The organism is Actinacidiphila sp. bgisy145 (assembly GCF_057708125.1).
Map to the genome: position 1 here is coordinate 76,983 of NZ_JBYIRL010000012.1, position 21,753 is coordinate 98,735.

At 74.6% G+C, this 21,753-nt stretch carries 20 protein-coding genes; 15 read left to right on the forward strand and 5 right to left on the reverse strand.

Annotation, left to right across the window (positions count from 1 at the left end):
* The first annotated feature begins 45 nt into the window (after positions 1–45).
* From AC3ERT_RS13310 to AC3ERT_RS13325, 4 genes are all read left to right on the forward strand, one after another.
* Complete coding sequence (locus AC3ERT_RS13310; protein ID WP_435174145.1) at positions 46–924, forward strand: alpha/beta fold hydrolase; 879 nt, start codon at positions 46–48, stop codon at positions 922–924.
* A gap of 284 nt (positions 925–1,208) precedes the next feature.
* Positions 1,209–2,120 carry a GNAT family N-acetyltransferase gene (locus AC3ERT_RS13315; protein WP_435174147.1) on the forward strand — a complete coding sequence of 304 codons (912 nt, stop codon included), beginning with the start codon at positions 1,209–1,211 and terminating at the stop codon, positions 2,118–2,120.
* Positions 2,121–2,227: 107 nt separating this feature from the next.
* Positions 2,228–3,982, forward strand: a complete 1,755-nt coding sequence (gene treZ, locus AC3ERT_RS13320; protein ID WP_435174149.1) for a malto-oligosyltrehalose trehalohydrolase — start codon at positions 2,228–2,230, stop codon at positions 3,980–3,982.
* Positions 3,979–4,161 (forward strand): hypothetical protein, encoded by a 183-nt coding sequence (locus AC3ERT_RS13325; RefSeq protein WP_435129964.1) that lies wholly within the window; start codon positions 3,979–3,981, stop codon positions 4,159–4,161. The genes treZ and AC3ERT_RS13325 overlap by 4 nt, the downstream gene beginning before the upstream one ends.
* 36 nt (positions 4,162–4,197) lie before the next feature.
* Here the strand turns inward: AC3ERT_RS13325 and AC3ERT_RS13330 are convergent, their stop codons facing one another.
* Together AC3ERT_RS13330 and zapE are read right to left on the reverse strand one after the other, a co-directional pair.
* Positions 4,198–5,046 carry a polyphosphate kinase 2 family protein gene (locus AC3ERT_RS13330; RefSeq protein WP_435174150.1) on the reverse strand — a complete coding sequence of 283 codons (849 nt, stop codon included), beginning with the start codon at positions 5,044–5,046 and terminating at the stop codon, positions 4,198–4,200.
* A gap of 85 nt (positions 5,047–5,131) precedes the next feature.
* Entirely contained in the window at positions 5,132–6,199 is a 1,068-nt protein-coding gene (gene zapE / locus AC3ERT_RS13335; RefSeq protein ID WP_335983493.1) for a cell division protein ZapE, read from the reverse strand.
* Positions 6,200–6,365: 166 nt separating this feature from the next.
* On the opposite strand from zapE, the gene AC3ERT_RS13340 reads away from it, so the two are divergent.
* The 6 genes from AC3ERT_RS13340 to AC3ERT_RS13365 all read left to right on the forward strand — a co-directional run bounded on the left by AC3ERT_RS13340 (position 6,366) and on the right by AC3ERT_RS13365 (position 11,442).
* Positions 6,366–7,175 carry a pyrimidine reductase family protein gene (locus tag AC3ERT_RS13340; protein ID WP_435174151.1) on the forward strand — a complete coding sequence of 270 codons (810 nt, stop codon included), beginning with the start codon at positions 6,366–6,368 and terminating at the stop codon, positions 7,173–7,175.
* 130 nt (positions 7,176–7,305) lie between these two features.
* A complete protein-coding gene (locus AC3ERT_RS13345; protein ID WP_335983489.1) occupies positions 7,306–7,773 on the forward strand; it encodes an indole-3-glycerol phosphate synthase in 468 nt (155 codons plus the stop codon).
* A gap of 91 nt (positions 7,774–7,864) precedes the next feature.
* Positions 7,865–9,268, forward strand: a complete 1,404-nt coding sequence (murC, locus tag AC3ERT_RS13350; protein ID WP_435174153.1) for a UDP-N-acetylmuramate--L-alanine ligase — start codon at positions 7,865–7,867, stop codon at positions 9,266–9,268.
* A 32-nt stretch (positions 9,269–9,300) separates the two neighbouring features.
* Entirely contained in the window at positions 9,301–9,723 is a 423-nt protein-coding gene (gene msrB / locus AC3ERT_RS13355) for a peptide-methionine (R)-S-oxide reductase MsrB (RefSeq protein ID WP_335983485.1), read from the forward strand.
* Positions 9,724–9,784: 61 nt separating this feature from the next.
* Entirely contained in the window at positions 9,785–10,723 is a 939-nt protein-coding gene (locus AC3ERT_RS13360; protein WP_435174154.1) for a carbohydrate kinase family protein, read from the forward strand.
* A gap of 20 nt (positions 10,724–10,743) precedes the next feature.
* Positions 10,744–11,442, forward strand: a complete 699-nt coding sequence (locus AC3ERT_RS13365) for a peptidyl-tRNA hydrolase (RefSeq protein WP_435174156.1) — start codon at positions 10,744–10,746, stop codon at positions 11,440–11,442.
* A 162-nt stretch (positions 11,443–11,604) separates the two neighbouring features.
* Here the strand turns inward: AC3ERT_RS13365 and hemQ are convergent, their stop codons facing one another.
* The 3 genes from hemQ to hemE all read right to left on the reverse strand — a co-directional run bounded on the left by hemQ (position 11,605) and on the right by hemE (position 14,921).
* Positions 11,605–12,369: a hydrogen peroxide-dependent heme synthase gene (hemQ, locus tag AC3ERT_RS13370; RefSeq protein ID WP_435174158.1), complete on the reverse strand. Its 765-nt coding sequence runs from the start codon at positions 12,367–12,369 to the stop codon at positions 11,605–11,607.
* A 4-nt stretch (positions 12,370–12,373) separates the two neighbouring features.
* Entirely contained in the window at positions 12,374–13,801 is a 1,428-nt protein-coding gene (gene hemG, locus AC3ERT_RS13375; protein WP_435129983.1) for a protoporphyrinogen oxidase, read from the reverse strand.
* Positions 13,802–13,874: 73 nt separating this feature from the next.
* Positions 13,875–14,921: a uroporphyrinogen decarboxylase gene (gene hemE, locus AC3ERT_RS13380; protein WP_435129986.1), complete on the reverse strand. Its 1,047-nt coding sequence runs from the start codon at positions 14,919–14,921 to the stop codon at positions 13,875–13,877.
* Between the two features lie 160 nt (positions 14,922–15,081).
* Here hemE and AC3ERT_RS13385 point away from each other — a divergent pair, with 160 nt between their 5' ends.
* The 5 genes from AC3ERT_RS13385 (at position 15,082) to AC3ERT_RS13405 (ending at position 21,696) form a co-directional block, all read left to right on the forward strand.
* A complete protein-coding gene (locus AC3ERT_RS13385) occupies positions 15,082–15,705 on the forward strand; it encodes a DUF3000 domain-containing protein (RefSeq protein WP_335983474.1) in 624 nt (207 codons plus the stop codon).
* Between the two features lie 187 nt (positions 15,706–15,892).
* Entirely contained in the window at positions 15,893–16,558 is a 666-nt protein-coding gene (locus AC3ERT_RS13390) for a response regulator transcription factor (RefSeq protein WP_202236784.1), read from the forward strand.
* Positions 16,559–16,743: 185 nt separating this feature from the next.
* Entirely contained in the window at positions 16,744–18,036 is a 1,293-nt protein-coding gene (locus tag AC3ERT_RS13395; RefSeq protein WP_435174159.1) for an HRDC domain-containing protein, read from the forward strand.
* 316 nt (positions 18,037–18,352) lie between these two features.
* A complete protein-coding gene (locus AC3ERT_RS13400) occupies positions 18,353–19,573 on the forward strand; it encodes a thiolase family protein (protein ID WP_435129994.1) in 1,221 nt (406 codons plus the stop codon).
* A complete protein-coding gene (locus tag AC3ERT_RS13405; protein ID WP_435174161.1) occupies positions 19,570–21,696 on the forward strand; it encodes a 3-hydroxyacyl-CoA dehydrogenase NAD-binding domain-containing protein in 2,127 nt (708 codons plus the stop codon). The genes AC3ERT_RS13400 and AC3ERT_RS13405 overlap by 4 nt, the downstream gene beginning before the upstream one ends.
* Positions 21,697–21,753 lie beyond the last annotated feature (57 nt).

Consider the following 21,753-nt stretch of genomic DNA (forward strand, 5'->3'; position numbering starts at 1 on the left):
GAGGCTCGAGGTATCACCCGGACGACCCACTGAGAGCAGGGCACCATGGCACCGAGCATCCCGGACTTCGAGCAGCGGCGCGTGAAGGTCGCCGACGGGGTCACCCTGAACGTCGCGGTCGGGGGCGCCGGCCGTCCCGTCGTGCTGCTGCACGGCTTCCCGCAGACGCACCTGATGTGGCGGCACGTCGCCGCCGACCTCGCCGCGGACCACACCGTCATCTGCCCGGACCTGCGCGGCTACGGCGCCAGCGACAAGCCCGCCGACCCCGACGGGACCGCGTACGCCAAGCGCACCATGGCCGCCGACACCGTGGCGCTCGCCCGGGCGCTGGGCCACGAGCGGTTCGCGCTGGCCGGGCACGACCGGGGCGCCCTGGTCGCGTTCCGGGCCGGGCTGGACCACCCGGACGCGGTCACCCATCTGGCGTGCCTGGACGTCCTGCCGACGCTGGACATGTGGGCCGCGATGCACGGCACCTCGGCGGCGGTCGGCTTCCACCTGTACCTGATGGCGCAGCCGCCGGGACTGCCCGAGCAGTTGATCGGGGGCGCGCCGGACGCGTTCTTCGGGCACTTCCTGGACGCCTGGGCCGCCGACCCCGCCGCGATCCCGGCCGAGGTGCGCGCCGCGTACCTGGCCGCCTGCCGCGCCGCGGTCCCGTCGATCGTCGCGGACTACCGCGCCTCGGCCGGCATCGACGTCACCCACGACCAGGCCGACCGCGACGCGGGCAACCGGCTGCGGATGCCGGTCGCCGTCCTCCAGCAGGACTGGGGCGCCGCGCTCGGCTACGACGCCCGGGCGCTGTGGCGCGCGTGGGCGGACGACCTGGTGCACGCCACCGTCGGCTGGGGGCACTTCATGGCGGAGCAGGCCCCCGCGGAGGTGGCCGCCGCCCTGCGCGAGCTGATGGCCCGCTGATCCCCCACCCGCCGATCCCCCGCCCGCCGATCCGCCGGCCCCGGGACACCGCCCGGGGCCGCGGGTCACGGGACCTCGCGCGGCCCCGGTCGGCCGGCCCGGCCCGGCCGGGAAAAGCGATGGCGGCCGCGGGCGCGGGCGGGCTAGGCTTCGCGGACACGTCCGGCCAGGACCAGGAAGAGGAGGCGAGAGCGATGTCGAGGACCACCAACCCGCGCTCCCGCCCGTCCGCCGGACGTCCGTGACCTCTTCGGGAGCGCACCGCTGACTCCCGAAGGACGCACATGTCTGATCTGGTACTCCGCCCGCTCACCGCGGGCGAGTCCGCCCTGTTCACCTCACTCCCCGTCGCGGACCGGCTCGGCCGCGCCCTGCTCGGGGAGGACTTCGCCCTGCTGGACGCGGGCGGCCCGTACCGCCCGGAGTGGTCGTGGGTCGCGCTGCGCGACGGCACCCCGGTGGCCCGCGCCGCGTGGTGGGCGCAGCCCGACGACACCGCGCCGGTGGCGCTCGACTGGTTCGACGTCGCCGACGGCGAGCAGGAGGCCGCGGTCGCCCTGCTGCGGGCCGCGCGGCTGAGGGCCGAGCACAGCCTGCTGCTGCCGCCCGGCTGGCGCGAGCACCCCGCGCTGCGGGCCGCGTACGACGCCCGCGCCGAGGCACTGGAGGCCGCCGGGATGCACCGTCTCGTGGAACGCTACCGCTACACCTGGACCGCCGCCGACCGGCCGCTGCCCGCCCGCACCGGCCGGCTGGTGTACCGGCCCGAACCGGACGACGCCGCCTTCCGCGCGGTGATGGCCCGGACCATGTCCGGCACGCTCGACGCCCACGACCGGCACACGCTCGACGCGGAGGGCCTGGACGCCGCGCTCGACGAGACGCTCGGCATCCTGTCCTGGATGCCCTCCCCCGACGACTGGCGGCGGGTCGCCTTCACCCCCGAGGGCGACCTCGTCGGCCTGCACGTCCCGGCGCGCAACACCAGGACGCACTGCGTCGGCTTCGTCGCCGTCGTCCCCGAGCAGCGCGGGCGGGGCTACGCCTACGACCTGCTGGCGGAGTGCGGCCGGGACCTGGTGGACCTCGGCGCGACCGAGATCGCCGCGGCCACCGACCAGCCGAACTTCCCGATGGCCCGCGCCTTCGCCCGCGCCGGCTACCCGATCACCCAGGAACGGGTGGATTTCGTCTAGACGCCACCGCCGGCGGGCATGCATGTGCCCGGAAGACCGCCGGACGGGCAGAGCCGGGCGGACGACGACGCGGGGCCGGGACGACCGGGCCGGACGGGAGCCGTTGCGTGCTGTTCGAGGTGTGGGCGCCGAACGCCCGCCAGGTGGAGGCGCTGGTCGACGGGCAGCCGTACGGGATGGGGCCCGACCCCGCGCGCGCCGGCTGGTGGCGGGTGGACGCCCCGGCCGGGCCCGGCACCCGCTACGCCTACCGGCTCGACGGCGGGCCGCCGCTGCCCGACCCGCGCGCCCGCCGCCAGCCCGACGGGCCGGACGGCCCCAGCGCGGTGGTCGACCACGGCGCCTTCCGATGGAGTTCGCCGTGGCCGGGCCGTGGCCTGCCGGGCGCGGTGCTCTACGAGCTGCACGTCGGCACCTTCACCCCCGAGGGCACCTTCGACGCCGCGGCCGAACGGCTGCCCCACCTGGCCAGGCTCGGCATCACCCATGTCGAGCTGATGCCGGTCTGCCCGTTCCCCGGCACCAACGGCTGGGGATACGAGGGCGTCTCGCTGTGGGCGGTGCACGAGCCGTACGGCGGCCCCGAGGCGATGAAGCGCTTTGTCGACGCGGCCCACTGCCACGGCCTGGGCGTCGTCCTGGACGTGGTGCACAACCACCTCGGCCCGTCGGGCAACCACCTGCCCCCGTACGGGCCGTACTTCACCGACCGGCACCACACGCCCTGGGGCGACGCGGTCAACCTCGACGCGCCCGGCTCGGACGAGGTGCGGGACTTCCTGATCGGCAGCGCGCTGGCCTGGCTGCGCGACTACCGGCTGGACGGCCTGCGGCTGGACGCGGTGCACGCGCTGGTCGACACCCGCGCGCTGCACTTCCTGGAGGAGCTGTCCACCGCCGTGGACGGGCTGTCGGCGGCGCTGGGCCGCCCGCTGTTCCTGATCGCCGAGTCCGACCTCAACGACCCGCGCACCACCGCGCCGCGCGAGGCCGGCGGCCTGGGGCTGCACGCGCAGTGGAACGACGACTTCCACCACGCCCTGCACACCGCGGTCACCGGCGAGGCCCAGGGCTACTACGCCGACTTCGCCGCCGCCGGCCCCGCCGCGCTCGCCAAGGTCCTCACCCACGGCTTCTTCCACGACGGCACCTGGTCGTCCTTCCGCGGCCGCCACCACGGCCGCCCGCTGGACCCGGCGACGGCGCCCGCGCACCGCCTGCTCGGCTACGCCCAGACCCACGACCAGGTCGGCAACCGCGCCACCGGCGACCGGCTCACCCCCGAGCAGCTCGGCACCGCCGCCGCGCTGGTGCTCACCTCGCCGTTCACCCCGATGCTGTTCATGGGCGAGGAGTGGGGCGCCACCACGCCCTGGCAGTTCTTCACCGACCACGGCGACCCGGAGCTGGCCGCGGCCATCACCCGGGGGCGGCGGCGGGAGTTCGCCGCGCACGGCTGGGCCGAGGAGGACGTGCCCGACCCGCAGGACCCGGCCACCCGCGACCGCTCCTGCCTGGACTGGGCCGAGGCCGGCAAGCCCGGGCACCGCGAACTGCTGGAGTGGTACCGGGCCCTGATCGCCCTGCGGCGGGCCGAACCCGAGCTGGCCTCGCCCCGGCTGGACACGGTGACGGCCACCGCGGGCGGGCGCACCCTGCGGATCGCCCGCGGCCCCTTCCGGGTGCTGGTGAACTTCTCCGACGCCCCCGCGCGCATCCCCCTCAACACGCCCTGCGAGGTGCTGCTGGCCCGCCCCGCCTGCCGCACCCTGCCCGGCCCGGCCGTCCAACTCCCCCCGCGCGGGGCGGCCGTCCTGCGCGCCCACGACACCGGGCCCGCGCAGGCTACGGTGGAGCCGTGAGCGATTCCCCGCAGGTCCCCGCAGAGACGGCCGAGGCAGCCGCCGAACCTGCCGCCGAGCCCCGTGCCGACTGCGTGCTGTGCGGGGAGCCCACCGAGTACCCCAACAGCACCAAGGGCGCGACCCTCTGCCCGGTCTGCGCCTGGCAGGAGGCCCAGCGCACCGCCTGCTCCGGCTGAGGCGGCTCAGCCGGTTCCGGCAGATGCGGGGACGGCTCAGGTGGCGAGCAGCAGCCTGCGGTACTTCGCCACGTCGAGATCCGGCTGCGGGTAGGCCGGGCGGAGCTGCTCCAGGTGCTCCAGCAGCAGTCGGCTGACCGCCCAGTTCCGGTACCACTTGCGGTCCGCCGGCACCACGTACCAGGGCGCGGCCTCGGTCGAGCACCGCGCGAGCACCGCCTCGTACGCCTCCCGGTACGCCGGCCAGCGCTCCCGCTCAAAGACGTCGTCCGGGCTGAACTTCCAGTGCTTGTCCGGGCGTTCGAGCCGCGCCAGCAGCCGTGCGCGCTGCTCCTCGGGGCTGATGTGCAAGAACACCTTCAGCAGGCTCACCCCGCTCTCCGCGAGGGACTGCTCGAACCGGTTGATGGCCGCGTAGCGGCGGCTCCACACCGAGCGGGGCACCAGGTCGTGGACCCGGACGATCAGCACGTCCTCGTAGTGCGACCGGTCGAAGACCCCGATCTCCCCCGCCTGCGGCAGCGCCCGCCGCACCCGCCACAGGAAGTCGTGCCGCCGCTCCTGCGCGGTCGGGGCCTTGAACGCCCGCACCCGAAGGCCCGCCGGGTTCAGCCCGGACACCACGTGCTTGACGGTGCCGCCCTTGCCCGAGGTGTCCATCCCCTGGAGGACCACCAGCACCCGGCGCGGGTCCCCGCCCACCGCGCTCTGCGCGAACAGCCGCTCCTGGAGTTCCGCGAGCCGCGCGCGCATCTCCTGAATCCCGGCCAGCCCCGCCGCCTTGCCCTTCGGCCCGCCCGGCGTCCCCCGCGGGTCGTACGCCGCCAGGTCCACCGCGCCGCCGCGCGCCTCGACCCGCAGCCTCGCACTCAGCTTCTCCGCCATCCCCCGATCCTCCCCTGTTCTCCTCGGGTCCGCCCGTGCTCGGGCCGCGGGGGACCAGGCGGGGTGGGAATCAGGCGGGGCGGGATCAGGCCAGGCGGGAGGAGTCGCGGGCCAGGGAGGTGAGGCGGGACACCGCGCGGAAGTACTTCTTGCGGTAGCCGCCGCTGAGCATCTCCGGGGAGAAGAGCTGGTCGAAGGGCACCCCGGAGGCCATGACGGGCACCTCGCGGTCGTAGAGCCGGTCGGCGAGGACGACCAGGCGCAGCGCGGCCGCCTGGTCGGTGACCTGCCGCACCCCGCGCAGGAAGACCGCGTCGACCCCGTCGACGAGGGCGCCGTACCTGCTGGGATGCACCTGCGCGAGGTGCGCGGCGAGCGGCTCGAAGTCGTCGAGCGCGGCGCCGGGGGTGCGGACGGCTGCCGCGGTGACCTGCTCGTCGCCGTAGGGCTGCGGCGCCTGCGGCAGCCCGCGGTGCCGGTAGTCCTCCCCGTCGATCCGCAGGGACGTGAACTGCGCGGACAGGCCCTGGATCTCCCGCATGAAGTCGGCGGCGGCGAAACGTCCCTCCCCGAGCCTGCCGGGCAGCGTGTTGGACGTGGCCGCCAGGCGCACCCCGGCGGCGGCGAGCCGGGACAGCAGGGTGGAGACCAGCACCGTGTCCCCGGGGTCGTCCAGCTCGAACTCGTCGATGCAGACCAGCCGGTGGGAGCTGAGCGCGTCGACCGCCGTGCGGAAGCCGAGCGCGCCCACGAGGTTGGTCAGCTCCACGAAGGTGCCGAACGCTTTCTGCGCGGGCGGTGCGTCGGTGGCGTGCCACAGCGAGGCGAGCAGGTGGGTCTTGCCGACGCCGTAGCCGCCGTCGAGGTAGACGCCGGTGGGCGCCGGGGGCTGCTCGGGCGCCTTGCCGCGGAACCACCTGCGGCGGCCGGTGCCGGCCGCGGGCGTGCCGAGCCCGGCGGCGAACTGCTCCAGGGCGCGCACGGCGCGGGCCTGGCTGGGCTGGTCCCGGTCCGGGACGTAGCTGGAGAAGCGCACCGCGTCGAACCGCGGCGGCGGCACCAACTCGGCGAGCAGCCGCTGGGTGTCGACGCGCGGGTCACGCTCCGCGAGCACGACCGGTGCGGTTATTCCTGCGGCGACATCTGCTTGCACGGCATCCCACCTTACTCTCCGCCGGGCGCACCCCCCGCGGGTGGGTGGGGCGTACCACGGGGGTGCCGCGGGGGTGCCGCGGGGCACTGCGGGGGCGCCGCGGGCCGGTGGCAGGGCGCCCAAGGGGCAGGGGGCGCCCTGCCCGGCCTGGTGGGAGACTGCGGAAATGCAGCAACTGTTCCCCCCGCTCCCCCTGCCGGGGCCGGCCGCCGCGCCCGCGGTGGACCTGGCCGACGCCTACGCGTACCCGCCGCGGGAGGCGGGCCCCTACCTCCGGGCGAACATGGTCGCCTCGCTCGACGGCGCCGCGACCCACGACGGCGCCTCGGCGCCGCTGTCCTCCGCCGCCGACATGCGGATCTTCGGCACCCTGCGGGCGCTGGCCGACGTGGTCGTGGTCGGGGCCGAGACCGTCCGGCAGGAGGGGTACCGCCCGGGCAAGGCCCGCCCGTCGTTCGCCGAGCGCCGCGCGGCCGACGGCCAGACCCCCGCCCCGGCCATCGCCGTGCTCAGCCGCCGGCTGGACCTGGACTTCTCGGCGCCGCTGTTCACCGCCGCGCTCACCCCGACGCTGGTGCTCACCGGCACCGGCGCGGACCCGAAGGCGCTGGCGGCCGCGCAGGCGGCGGGGGCGCGGGTGGTGACCGCGGGCGAGGGCGCCGGGGTGGACCCGGTGCGCGCGGTGCGGGAGCTGGCGGCGCTGGGCCTGACCCGGCTGCTGCACGAGGGCGGCCCGCGGGTGCTGGCGCAGTTCACGGCGGCCGGGGTGGTGGACGAGCTGTGCCTGACGCTGGCGCCGCTGACCGTCGGCGGCGGCGCGCCGCGGATCATGAACGGGCCCGGCCAGGACACCCCGACCCGCTTCGCGCCGGTGTCGGTCCTGGAGGAGGACGGCTTCCTGTTCACCCGGTACGTCGAACGGCGCCGGCTCGAACAACTCGGCGTCAAGCCGGCGGAGGCGCAGGTCACGGCATAAGGCACTCTCCCGGGGGACCTGCGGCCGAAAAAAGCGGATTCGATCGTTCCGCTTCGCGTGGCGTGGGGACAATGGAACCGGTGCCCGGCGAAGATCGGGGCCTCGCTCGCGAGAGAGAAGGACGCGTCCCGTGTTCACGACCGTACTCATGATCGAGAAGCCGCTCGCCTCGGCCGATGTGGAGCTGGTCACCACGCTCCACGGCGACGAGCAGGTCTCCTTCGTCGTGCTCATGCAGCCGCGCGGCGACCAGGACCGCCTGCTGCGTGCCGTGGACGACGTGGCGCTCGGCTACCTCGACGACGCCGCCCGGGAGAACGAGATCCCGGAGGGCCAGGCCGCCTACCAGCCCGCCGAACTCGCCCTCGCGCACTCCCTGGAGGCGCTGCGGGCCACCGGCGCCCCGGCCGAGGGCGAGGTGGTGCAGAGCCACCCGCTGGACAAGCTCAAGGCCGTGGTGGAGCAGTCCGGGGCCGACGAGGTGGTGGTGCTGACCGCGCCGCACTTCGTGGAGGAGTTCTTCCACCGCGACTGGACCTCCCGGGCCCGGCACAAGGTGGGCGTGCCCGTGCTGAAGCTCTTCGCGCAGCACGACTGAGCCGGCGGGTGCGCCCGTCGAGAAAACCGCGTCGCACATGTGCCACGATCGGGGCTCCGGCACACCCACGATCCACCCTGGAGACCCGCGCATGAGCCCGTCCGGCCCGCCCGTACCCCCCGACCTGGACCGACCGCACTTCATCGGCATCGGCGGCGCCGGGATGTCGGGGATCGCGAAGATCCTCGCCCAGCGCGGGGCGCGGGTGGCCGGCAGCGACGCGAAGGACTCCGAGACCGCGCAGGCGCTGCGCGCGCTCGGCGCCACCGTGCACCTCGGGCACGACGCGGCGCACCTGGCGCCGGACGCGTCGGCGGTCGTGGTCTCCAGCGCGATCCGGGCGCAGAACCCGGAGCTGGCCGCGGCCCGGGAACGAGGGCTGCCGGTGGTGCACCGCAGCGACGCGCTGGCCGCGCTGATGGCCGGCACCACCCCGATCGCGGTGGCGGGCACCCACGGCAAGACCACCACCACCTCGATGCTCGCGGTGGCGCTGACCGCGCTGGGCCTGGACCCGTCCTACGCGATCGGCGGCGACCTGGACGCGCCGGGGTCCAACGCGCACCACGGCGGCGGGGAGATCTTCGTCGCCGAGGCCGACGAGTCCGACCGCAGCTTCCACCGCTACGCCCCGCAGGTCGCGGTGGTGCTCAACGTGGAACTGGACCACCACGCCAACTACGCCTCCCTGGAGGAGGTCTACGAGTCCTTCGAGGAGTTCGTCGGCAGGGTGCGGCCCGGCGGCACCCTGGTGGTCTCCGCCGACCAGCCCGGCGCGGTCGAGCTCACCAGCCGGGTCCGAGACCTCGGCGGCCTGAACATCGTCACCGTCGGCGAGGCCGAGGGCGCCGACGTGCGGATCACCCGGATCAACCCGCGCGGCCTGACCAGCGAGGTCAGCGTGCTGCTCGACGGCCGCATGCTCACCTTCACGGTGTCGGTGCCCGGCAGCCACTACGCGCACAACGCGGTCGCGGCCCTCGCCGCGGGCATCGCCGCCGGCGCCCCGGCCCGCAACCTGGCCTCCGCGCTGGCGAAGTACACCGGCGTCAAGCGCCGGCTCCAGCTCAAGGGCGAGGCGGCCGGCGTCCAGGTGATCGACTCCTACGCCCACCACCCGACGGAGATGGCCGCCGACCTGACCGCGATCCGCCAGGCCACCGACGGCGGCCGGGTGCTGGTGGTCTTCCAGCCGCACCTGTTCAGCCGGACCAGGGAGCTGGGCACCGAGATGGGCGGCGCGCTCGCGCTGGCGGACGCCTCGCTGGTGCTGGACATCTACCCCGCCCGCGAGGACCCGCTGCCCGGGATCACCAGCGAGCTGATCGTGTCGGCGGCCGAGGCCGCGGGCGCCGACGTCACCGCGGTGCACGGCGCGGACGCGGCGGTGGAGCGGGTGGCGGGAATGGCGAAGCCCGGTGACCTCGTTCTCACCATGGGGGCGGGTGACGTGACGGAGCTCGGCCCCCTGATCCTCGCCCGGCTCGCCGACTGAGCCCGGTCGAAGGCCCGTCTGAGGAGGTTCGCATGTCGCAGGACGCACGCAACTACCCGGTCGACAAGACCGAGGAGCAGTGGCGCGCCGAGCTGTCCCCGCAGGAGTACGCGGTGCTGCGCCAGGCCGGCACCGAGCGCCCGTTCACCGGTGAGTACACCGACACCAAGACCGAGGGCGTCTACTCCTGCCGGGCCTGCGGCGCGGAGCTGTTCCGGTCGGACACGAAGTTCGAGTCGCACTGCGGCTGGCCGTCCTTCTACGACCCGGCCGCCACCGACGCGGTCGAGCTGATCGAGGACCGGTCGCTGGGCATGGTGCGGGTGGAGGTGCGCTGCGCCACCTGCGGCTCGCACCTCGGCCACGTCTTCGAGGGCGAGGGGTACCCCACGCCCACCGACCAGCGGTACTGCATCAACTCGGTCTCGCTGCGGCTGGCCCCCGCGAGCAGCTGACCGCGTCCCGTCAGGCCTCCGGTAAGGTGATCGCCCACACACCGAACCGGGGGGATGGGCCGTGGTGGAGCACAGCGGAGCCGGCAGCAGCCGGGCGGACGCCGACGAGCGGTACGAGGTGCTGGTGGTCGGCGGCTGCGGCGTCGACACCATCGTCCGGGTCGACGAACTGAAGATCCCCGGCAGCGACTCGGTGTCGGTGCCGCCGGTCCGCGACTACGTCGCCCACACCGGCAACGGCGTCGCCCTGGGCTTCCACGCCCTGGGCCGCCGCACCAAGTTCGTCGACTTCCTCGGCGACGACGTGCCCGGCCGGCTGATCCTCGACCGGTACGCCTCGGTGGGCCTGGACTTCGACCACCTGCCCGCGCCCGAGGGCACCCCGCGCAGCGTCAACCTCGTCGACCGGGAGGGCCGCAGGTTCTCCTTCTTCGACGGCCGGCACCCCGCCGACCTGCTGATGCCGCTCGCCTTCTGCGGCCCCCACCTGGACCGCGCCGACCACGTCCACCTCTCCCGCTCCCACGTCAACCGCGAGCTGTTCGAGGTGTGCCGGCAGCGCGGGGTGCCGGTCTCGACCGACATCCACGTCTGGGACGGCGCCGACCCGTCGGCCCACCCCTGGGCGTACGGCGCCGACTACGTCTTCATGAGCGCCGCCACCGTCAAGGAGCGGGCCCCCGACGTGCTGCGGGACATCGTCGCCCGCGGCCGGGCCCGGCTCGCGGTGGCCACCGACGGCGCCGACGGGTCGTACGTCCTCCAGCGGGAACGGCCCGATCTGGTACGGCACTTCCCCGCAGTGCGGCCCGAGCGGCCGGTGGTGGACAGCAACGGCGCGGGCGACGCCTATGTCACCGCCTTCCTGCACACCCTGTTCGACGGCGGCGACCTCGACCAGTGCGCGCGGGCCGGCGCCGTCTCGGGCGCGTTCGCCTGCGGGCACCACGGCACCCACGAGGTGCAGATCACCGCCGCCGAACTGGCCGCGGCCCTGTGAGCCGGTGGCAGACTGGCGAAGTGAGCAGCCCTTTCCCGCACGAGGCCGACGACCGTGACGCCGCGCCCCAGTACGTCCTGCCCCTGGTGGTCCGGATCGAGCGCGACGCGCCCCCGGCCCGCACCGACGCCCTCCAGACCGCGGCCCGCGCCGTGCTGACGCTGCTGTCCGACGAGCGGGCGACCGCCGAGGACGGCGTGTGGACGCAGGCGGTCACCGCCTGGCAGGACGCGCGCATCCGCAAGGTCGTACGGCGCGCCCGCCGCGCCGAGTGGCACCGGGCGGAGGCGCTGCCGGGCATCACCGTCACCGGCGAGCACGCCGAAGTCCGGGTCTTCCCGCCGATCCCGCTCGACGGCTGGCCGAAGGACCTCGCCCGGCTCCAGGTCTCCGGCACCGAGCTCGACGACCCCGAGCCGCCCGCGCCCACGGACCCGGCCGAACCGGTGCTGTGGATGGCACCGGACCTCACGATGTCCGCGGGCAAGGCGATGGCCCAGGCCGGCCACGGCGCCCAACTCGCCTGGTGGGCGCTGTCCGCGGAGGAGCGCCGCGCGTGGCGGCAGGCGGGGTTCCCGCTCGCCGTCCGCACGGCCGCCCCGGCGCAGTGGAAGACCCTCACCGACTCCGGGCTGCCCCTGGTCCGCGACGCCGGCTTCACCGAGGTCGCCCCCGACTCCGCCACGGTCATCGCGGATCATCCGGCGCTCCGGAGCTAGCGGGACCCTCCAGAGTGCCCCGTTCTGCGGGCTGCGGGACCTTGCGGTCCGCGGTGGCTTGCCGCGCAGTTCTCCCCCAGAGCTTCGCCTGGGAGGTGCCCCCACGCGCCCCTGAATATGCTCGGGTCGCCCCGGGGCAAGCACGCGGCGAGCCGCACTTCGTCAGGCGAGCCCGGCGATGAGCTCGGCGACGGGGCGGCGCCGGCCGGTGTAGAAGGGAACCTCTTCCCGGACGTGCAGCCGCGCCTCGGAACCGCGCAGGTGCCGCATGAGGTCCACGATCCGGTGCAGCTCGTCCGCCTCGAACGCGAGAATCCACTCGTAGTCGCCGAGCGAGAAGGACGCCACGGTGTTGGCCCGCACGTCCGGGTAGCCGCGCGCCATCTTGCCGTGGTCGGCGAGCATCCTGCGGCGGTCCTCGTCGGGCAGCAGGTACCAGTCGTAGGAGCGGACGAAGGGGTACACGCTGATGTACGCGCGGGCCTCCTCGTCGGCGAGGAACGCCGGGACGTGCGACTTGTTGAACTCGGCGGGCCGGTGCAGCGCCATGTTGGACCACACCGGGGCGAGCGTGCGCCCGAACCTCGTACGGCGGAAGAGGTTGTAGGCGTCCTGGAGCGCCTCCGCGGTCTCCGCGTGCCACCAGATCATCAGATCGGCGTCGGCGCGCAGGCCGGACAGGTCGTACGTGCCGCGCACGGTGACGTCCTTCGCGGCGAGCTGCGCGAACAGCTCCTCCACCTCGTCCGCGTACCCGGTGCGGTCGGCCGGCAGCACGTCCTTGAGCCGGAAGACCGACCAGAGCGTGTAGCGGATGACCTCGTTGAGGTCCTTGGCCTTCTTGCCCGCGTTGGCGGGCCGGGCGTGCGCGGAGTCGGCGGCAGCGGCGGAGTCGAGGGGGGCGCGGTCGGCGGTCGAGTCGGTCATACGGCTATTCTCCCGCGCCGCCCGCGCCGTTCGGCACCAGGGTGGCCAGGATCGCGGCGGCGGCCCGGCGGCCGCCGGCGACGCAGGCGGGGATGCCGACGCCGTCGTACACCGCGCCGCACAGCGCCAGGCCCGGCAGCTTCGCGGTGTCCTCCCGCACCCGCCGCATCCGGTCCAGGTGCCCGACGGCGTACTGCGGCAGCCCGCCGTCCCAGCGGGTGACCCGGGCGGCGACCGGCGCGGCCCGCAGGCCGACCGCCTCCCCCAGGTCGTCCCGGGACAGCCGCACCAGGTCGGTGTCGTCCCAGGCCAGGTCTGCGGTCTCGCCGTGCCGCCCGACGGAGGTGCGCAGCACGAACACGTCGTCGCCGGCCTTGTCGAGCCAGCCCCACTTGCGGCTGGAGAAGGTGGCCGCCTTGATCGTCCGGCCGTCCACCGGCGGCACCAGGAAGCCGCTGCTGAGCGGGAGTTGGAGCGCGTCCCGGCGGCGGAAGGCCATGGTGACCAGCGCCATGCTCGCGTACTCCACCGCGGACAGCTCGGCGGCGGCCACGGGCGCCTCCGCCGCCAGCAGCGCGGCGGCGGCCGGCGCGGGCGCCGCGACGACCACCGCGTCGGCGGTCAGCTCACGGCCGGCGAGGCCGACCCGCCAGCCGTGCGGGCCGGTGCGCCGCAGCTCCCGTACGGCGGTGCCGGTCTCGATCCGCACCCCGGCGGCGCGGCAGGCGTCCGCCACCGCGAGCGGCAGCCGGCCGATCCCGCCGCGGATGCCGTTGAAGACCGGGCCGCCGCCGCTGCCCGCGGCCGCCTTGCGCTGGATGCCGCGGGCCGCCTCGATCAGCGAGCGGTGGTCGCGGGCGGCGGCGAAGAGCTGCGGCACCGCGGCACGCAGCGAGATCTGGTACGAGTCGCCCGCGTAGACACCGCCGAGCAGCGGCTCCACCAGCCGGTCCACCACCTCGTGGCCCAGCCGCGCCGCCACGAAGGTGCCCACCGCCGTGTCCTCGCCGATCTCCGTGCGGGGCAGCACATGGTCCAGCGGGAGGCGGGCCAGTCCCGCCGTCGACAGCACCCCGGAGGCGGCCAGCGGCGCCAGGTCGCCGGGCACGCCCATCACATGGCCCTTGGGCAGCGCCCGCAGCCGGCCGCGCGTCCACAGCGCCGCGCCGCCCACGGCGGGCGGCTGGAGGTCGTCCCCGAGCCCCACCTCACGCGCCAGCTCGACCGCCTCCGGCCGCCTGGCCAGGAGCGACTCCGCCCCCAGGTCCACCGGCGCGCCCGCGATCTCGTCCGCGTGCAGCTTCCCGCCGAGGCGCTGCGCGGCTTCCAGCAGGGTGACCCGCGCCCCGCCCTTCGCCAGCTCCAGCGCCGCGGTCAGCCCGGAGATCCCGCCGCCGACCACCACCACCTGCTTGTCCCGCGTCCCGCTCATCCCCCCACTCTCCCAGGTGCCAGGGGGGCCCTGTCCCGCCGGGGTGGGTGGTGGCGCCGGTTGCGGGCGGCGGTCAGTGCGCGGTGGCGGTGTGGACGTACTCCACGAGGCGGGTGAGCGCGTCGGGGTCGGTGGCCGGCAGCACGCCGTGGCCGAGGTTGAAGACGTGGCCGGTGCCGGCGGCGTGTGCGGCGGCGAGGACCTCCGCGGCCTTCTCCTCGACCGCGGAGGTCGGCGCGAACAGGACGGAGGGGTCCAGGTTGCCCTGGAGTGCCTTGCCGGGCCCGACCCGGCGGGCCGCCTCGTCCAGGGGCACCCGCCAGTCGACGCCGACGACGTCCGCCCCGGCCTCGCCGAAGAGCCCGAGCAGTTCGCCGGTGCCGACCCCGAAGTGGATGCGGGGCACGCCGTACCCGGCGACGGCGTCGAAGACCTTGGTGGAGGCGGGCATGACGTAGCGCCGGTAGTCGGCGGGGGCGAGGGCGCCGACCCAGGAGTCGAAGAGCTGCACCGCGCTGGCGCCGGCCTCGATCTGGACCTTGAGGAAGGAGATGGTGATGTCGGCGAGCCGGTCGAGCAGGTCGCGCCACAGCTCGGGCTCGCCGTACATCATCGCCTTGGTGCGCTCGTGGTTGCGGGAGGGCCCGCCCTCCACGAGGTAGCTGGCGAGGGTGAAGGGCGCCCCGGCGAAGCCGATCAGCGGGGTGGCGCCGAGTTCCGCGGTGAGCAGGCCGACCGCCTCGGTGACGTAGGAGACGTCGTCGGGCTCCAGGTCGCGCAGCACGCCGAGGTCGGCGCGGGTGCGGACCGGGGTGCCGACCACCGGGCCGACCCCGGGCTTGATGTCCAGGTCGACGCCGATCGCCTTGAGCGGCACCACGATGTCGCTGTAGTAGACCGCCGCGTCCACGCGGTGCCGCCGCACCGGCTGGAGGGTGATCTCGGCGACCAGCTCGGGCCGGGTGCAGGACTCCAGCATCGGGATGCCCTCGCGCGCCTTCAGGTACTCGGGCAGCGACCGCCCGGCCTGGCGCATGAACCACACGGGGGTGTGCGGCACCGGCTCGTGCCGGCAGGCGCGGATGAACGGGGAAGCAGCGGTCAGATGGTGCGCACTCACCCCCGAATCCTCCCACGCCCGGGGCGCCGCCTGGCCATGGTGCCCCGGGCCCCGCGGCCGCCCCCGGCACCGGGCGAAAGTGCGCCGGGACGACAGCACGCCGTGACACAAGGGGTGTTGATGCGGGCGTGCGGGTGGGCGGCGGCCTAGTCTTCCGGGCATGGCTGCGGTTCACGGGCACTCGCCGGACGAGGCTCCCTTCTCCTTCCGGCGCGCGGTGGACGGTCTGCGGACCGCCCGGCTCCGCTCCGAGGTGCGGATCGAGGAGGTGCCGGCGCCGCGCCGGCTCGCCTCGTACGCGTTCGCGCTGGAGGCGACGGTGCTCGCCGACGGGGAGGAGCTGGCCGACGGCCGGCTGGTGCTGCTGCACGAGCCGGACGGCCACGACGCCTGGCACGGCGAGTTCCGGGTGGTCACCCTGGCGCGGGCCGAGCTGGAGCCGGAGATGGCCGGCGACCCGCTGCTGCCGGAGGTGAGCTGGTCGTGGCTGACCGGCGCGCTGGCCACCCGCGGCGCGGGCTACCACGAGCCGAGCGGCACCGTGTCACGGGCGTCCTCGCACTACTTCGGCGCTCTGGCCGACCGCCGGGACGACACGCAGATCGAGATCCGCGCGTCCTGGACGCCGTACGAGCGGCCGGAGGCGGGGCCGGACACGGCGGCGCACCTGGTGGCCTGGTGCGACCTGCTGTGCGCGTGTGCGGGCCTGCCGCCGTCCGACGGCCCGGACCTGCCCGGACGGCCGGTCAGCGGCGTGGTGCCGCTGCCGAAGCGCCGCACCTGACGGTCCGCCGGACCCGCCCCGCGCCCCGGCGCGGCCCTCGTCGGGCCCGTCGTCGGCACGCCTTCGCCCGGTCATCCGATTCGCCCGGAATTGTTCTCCAACAAATCGTGATCTTTCCCTAAAGCCGGGAGCAATTGCTGCCGAAGGAGACTGTGACCGTTTCAGTCCCCTTTGCACAGGAGGCCCGGTGTCCGTTCTTCTCGAGCAGCCCACGAGCCTGGTCGCCTACCGTCCCAGCAAGCCGACGGCCATGGTCGTCGTGGCCGACCCCCGGGTTCGCTCCACTGTCACCCGACACCTGTGGGCACTCGGAGTCCGGGACGTGATCGAGGCTTCCTCCATCGCCGAAGCCCGCCCCCGGGTCGGCAACCCGCGCGACATCTGCGTCGCCGAGGTCCACCTGCCCGACGGCTCCGGCCTGACCCTGCTCGCCGAGACCCGCGCGGCCGGCTGGCCGAACGGCCTGGCGCTGTCGGCCGCCGACGACATCGGCGCGGTGCGCAACGCCCTGGCCGGCGGCGTGAAGGGCTATGTCGTCACCGGCACCCGCAACACCGCCGGCGCGCTGGCCGGCCGCCCCGGCCTGGCTCCGCTGGGCGCCACCGCGGCCCGGATGCAGCGCCGCCCGCCGGGCGTGCCCGGCCACCCGGGCGGCTACCGCGAGCTGTCCGGCCGCGAGGTCGAGGTGCTGCGGCTGGTCGCGGAGGGCCAGTCCAACAAGGCGATCGGCGTGTCCATGGGCCTGTCGGCGCTCACCGTGAAGAGCCACCTGGCCCGGATCGCCCGCAAGCTGGGCACCGGCGACCGGGCCGGCATGGTCGCGGTGGCGCTGCGCACCGGCATCATCCACTGAGCCGGCGCCGGTCGGCGGCCCCGGGCGGAACTTTCCGCCGCGGCGCCGCCGACCACCGCGGGACCGGGTCCGCGCGCCGCCGCGGCACCGCCCGGCACCCCGTCCGCGGCCATGACAGGGACCGATCGGCAGCCGGGCCGCGACGTAGATCCACCACCGCGGCCCACCCCGGCTACCCTTGACAGGTGACCGACGCCAAAGAGACCGCAATCCAGGAACCATCGGCGCCGGTCCCGCTGCTGGACCCGCGCGAGGGAATCCCGCCGGTGACCGCCAGCCCGGAGGCCCTCGCGGAAGTCGTCGCGGCCTTCGCCGCGGGCACCGGTCCGGTCGCCATCGACGCCGAGCGCGCCTCCGGCTACCGCTACGGGCAGCGGGCCTACCTGGTCCAGCTGCGCCGCACCGGGGCAGGGACCGCGCTGATCGACCCGGTCGGGTGTCCCGACCTGTCCGCCTTGGGCGAGGTGCTGGCCGGCACCGAGTGGGTGCTGCACGCCGCCACCCAGGACCTGCCCTGCCTGTACGAGCTGGGCATGCGGCCGACCACGCTCTTCGACACCGAACTGGCCGGACGGCTGGCCGGGTTCGCCCGGGTCGGCCTGGGCGCCATGGTGGAGAACGTGCTGGGCTTCACCCTGGAGAAGGGCCACTCCGCCGTCGACTGGTCCACCCGGCCGCTGCCGGAGCCCTGGCTGCGGTACGCGGCGCTCGACGTGGAGCTGCTGGTCGACCTGCGCGACGCGCTGGAGGAGGAGCTGCGCGGCCAGGGCAAGCTGGACTGGGCGCTCCAGGAGTTCGCCGCGATCGCCGCCGCCCCGCCGCCGGCGCCCCGGGTGGACCCCTGGCGCCGTACCTCGGGCATGCACAAGGTGCGCCGCCGGCGGCAGATCGGCATCGTCCGCGAGCTGTGGGAGGCCCGCGACCGCACGGCCCGGGAGCGGGACGTCTCGCCGGGCCGGGTGCTCACCGACGCGGCCATCGTCACCGCCGCCCTGGAGGTGCCGCCCAACGTCCACGCGCTCGCGGCGCTGCCCGGCTTCGGCCACCGCATGGGCCGGCGGCAGCTGGAGCAGTGGCAGGCGGCCGTCGACCGGGCCCGGGCCCTGCCGGAGCGCGAACTCCCGCAGCCCACGGCCGCCTACACCGGGCCGCCCCCGCCGCGCGCCTGGGCGGACAAGGACCCGGTCGCCGCCGCCCGGCTGTCCGCGGCCCGCGCGGCCGTCTCGGCGCTGGCCGAGGAGCTCAACCTCCCGCAGGAGAACCTCGTCACCCCGGACACCGTCCGCCGGGTCTGCTGGACCCCGCCGGCCGAGATCACCCCGGAGAACGTCGCGGCCGCCCTGACCGCGCTCGGCGCCCGCCCCTGGCAGGTCGCCCTCAACACTCCCCTGCTGACCAAGGCCCTCACCACCCAGCTCCCGGCCGCCCCGGTCACGCCGCCGAGCACCCCTCCGACCACCCCTCCGACCACGGAGTAACCCCAAGTAACGTCAAAGGGCCGTCCTCCCCGGGGCGGCCCTTCGGTGTGACCTACGCCGCAGCCCGGGGTAAGAGTATGCACACCGGTTACCGATGAGTAGCATGGACGGTGTCAGACGCGTCCACTCCTCGGAGTGCGCCCACCCGCACGGTCACCATTCGCCCGGGCTCGCCGGTGAGCGAGCCAAAGGGCGCGCCGGTGTCGAAAGTGGAGGAGCGACAAGCGAGGAACGAGCGCGGGAGCGACGACCGTCGACACCGGGTCGAAGCGCCCGGCGGCGAGCCGAACACAAAGAAAAAAAGAAAGGTCGCATCGTGCCTCGTACCGCGAGGGAGGTCGTCTTCGTCGACGGCGTCCGCACCCCGTTCGGCAAGGCGGGCCCGAAGGGCATCTACCACGAGACCCGCGCCGACGACCTGGTGATCAAGTCCATCCGCGAGCTGCTGCGCCGCAACCCCTCGCTCGACCCGGCCAAGGTCGACGAGGTCGCCGTCGCGGCCACCACGCAGATCGGCGACCAGGGCCTGACCCTGGGCCGCACCGCGGGCATCCTCGCCGGACTGCCCACCACCGTGCCCGGCTTCTCCATCGACCGCATGTGCGCGGGCGCGATGACCGCGGTGACCACCACCGCCGGCGGCATCGCCTTCGGCGCGTACGACGTGGTGGTGGCCGGCGGCGTGGAGCACATGGGCCGGCACCCGATGGGCGAGGGTGTGGACCCCAACCCGCGGTTCGTCTCCGAGAAGCTGGTCGACGAGTCCGCGATGTTCATGGGCATGACCGCCGAGAACCTGCACGACCGCTTCCCGCGGCTGACCCGGCAGCGCGCCGACGAGTACGCGCTGCGCAGCCAGGAGAAGGCCGCGAAGGCGTACGCGAACGGGAAGATCCAGCAGGACCTGGTGCCGATCGCGATCCGCCGCACCGACCCCGAGGTCGGCGAGACCGGCTGGGGCCTGGCCACCGCCGACGAGCCGATGCGCCCGGACACCACGCTGGAGCGGCTGGCCGGGCTGAAGACGCCCTTCCGGCCGCACGGCCGGGTCACCGCGGGCAACGCCGCGGGGCTCAACGACGGCGCCACCGCCTCGCTGCTCGCCGCCGAGGACGTGGCCCGCGAGCTGGACCTGCCGGTGAAGATGCGCCTGGTGTCGTACGCCTTCGCCGGCGTGGAGCCCGAGGTGATGGGCATCGGCCCGATCCCGGCCACCGAGAAGGCGCTCGCCAAGGCGGGCCTGGGCATCGGGGACATCGGCCTGTTCGAGGTGAACGAGGCGTTCGCCGTGCAGGTGCTGTCCCTGCTGGACCACTACGGCATCGCCGACGACGACCCGCGGGTCAACCAGTACGGCGGCGCCATCGCCTTCGGCCACCCGCTGGCCTCCTCCGGGGTGCGGCTGATGAACCAGCTCGCCCGGCAGTTCGAGGAGCAGCCGCACGTGCGGTACGGCATCACCACCATGTGCGTCGGCTTCGGCATGGGCGGCACGGTCATCTGGGAGAACCCGAACTTCGACGGGAGCGGCAAGTGAGTTCCACCGCAGAGCTGCTGAAGGGCGCGGCCGAGCTGTTCCCCGGCGAGGTCGTCACGCAGGCGCAGGTACGGCACCTGGACCTGCCCGGCGCCGGCCGGTTCGCGCTGATCACCCTCGACAACGGCTTCGACCACACCAAGCCGACCACGCTCGGCCCGCAGTCGCTGGCGAATATCGACGCGGCCCTGGACCAGGTCGAGAAGGAGGCCGCGGCCGGCGAGATCGTCGGCGTCGGGGTCACCGGAAAACCGTTCATCTTCGCGGTCGGCGCGGACCTCAAGGGCGTGGAGCTGCTGACCCGGCACGAGGACGCGCTCGCCATCGGGCGCGGCGGCCACGACGTGCTCAAGCGGTTCCAGTCGCTGGCGGTGCCGACGTTCGCGTACTACAACGGCGCCGCGATGGGCGGCGGCGTCGAGATCGGCCTGCACTGCTCCTATCGCACGGTCTCCGCGTCGGTGCCGGCGTTCTCGCTGCCCGAGGTCTTCCTCGGCCTGGTGCCCGGCTGGGGCGGCTGCACGCTGCTGCCGAACCTGATCGGCGCCGACCGCGCGGTGACCGTCATCATCGAGAACTCGCTCAACCAGAACCGCCAGCTGGGGGGCGCCCAGGTGTACGAACTGGGCATCGCCGACGCGCTGTTCGAGGCGGCGGACTTCCTGGAGCAGTCGCTGGCCTGGACCGCTGCGGTGCTCAAGGGCGAGATCGAGGTGACCCGCACCGAGGTGGACCGCGGCGAGGCATGGGACCAGGCGGTGGCGCGGGGCCGGTTCGTCGCGGACGGCAAGGTGCACGGCGCCGCCCCGGCCGCCTACCGGGCGCTGGACATCATCGCGGCCGCCAGGACCGGTGACCTGCGCAAGGGCTTCGAGGCGGAGGACGCCGCGCTCGCCGACCTGATCATGGGCGGCGAACTGCGGTCGGGCATCTACGCGTTCAACCTGGTGCAGAAGCGCGGCAAGCGCCCGGTCGGCGCCCCCGACAAGTCGCTGGCCCGCCCGGTGAACAAGGTCGGCGTGGTCGGCGCGGGCCTGATGGCCTCCCAGCTGGCACTGCTCTTCGCGCGCCGCCTCCAGGTGCCGGTGGTGCTGACCGACATCGACCAGGCGCGGATCGACAAGGGCGTGGGCTACGTCCACGGCGAGGTCGACAAGCTGCTGGGCAAGGGGCGGATCGGCCAGGACCAGGCGAACCGGCTCAAGGCCCTGGTCACCGGCCACCTGGACAAGGCGGCGGCGTTCGGCGACGCGGACTTCGTGATCGAGGCCGTCTTCGAGGAGATGGGCGTCAAGCAGCAGGTCTTCGCCGAACTGGAGGCGGTGGTCCGGCCGGACGCGATCCTGGCGACCAACACCTCCTCGCTGTCGGTCTCGGAGATGGCCGCGAAGCTGGCGCACCCCGAGCGGGTGGTCGGCTTCCACTTCTTCAACCCGGTCGCGGTGCTGCCGCTGCTGGAGATCGTCCGCGCCGAGGCCACCGACGACCCGTCGCTGGCGACCGCGTTCGCGGTGGCGAAGCAGCTGAAGAAGACCGCGGTGCTGGTCAAGGACGCGCCCGCGTTCGTGGTCAACCGCATCCTGACCCGCTTCATGGGCGAGATCCAGAACGTCATCGACGAGGGCACGCCGGTCGCCGTCGCCGAGAAGGCGGTCGAGCCGCTCGGGCTGCCGATGTCGCCGCTGGTGCTGCTGGAGCTGGTCGGCCCGGCGATCGGCCTGCACGTCTCCGAGACGCTGCACGGCGCCTTCCCGGACCGCTTCACCGTCTCGCCGAACCTGGCGGCCGTGGTGAAGGCCGGCAAGCGCGGCTTCTACGTCTACGACTCCGGTGCGCCGGAGCTGGACCCGGAGGTCGCGGCGCTGCTCCAGCAGGGCGACACCGTCCTGACCGAGGAGCAGGTGCGCGCCCGGGTGCTGGACGCGGTGGCGCAGGAGATCGGCCTGATGCTCGCCGACGGTGTGGTGGCCGAGGCGCAGGACATCGACCTGTGCCTGATCACCGGGGCCGGCTGGCCCTTCCACCTCGGCGGGATCACCCCCTACCTGGACCGCGAGGGCGTCTCGGAGCGGGTGAACGGCTCGCCGTTCCTGGCGCCGGGCGTGGCGAGCGTCCCGGCCTGACAGACCCCCATGACGACCGTGCCCGGTCGCCTCCCGTCCAGGGTGGCGACCGGGCAC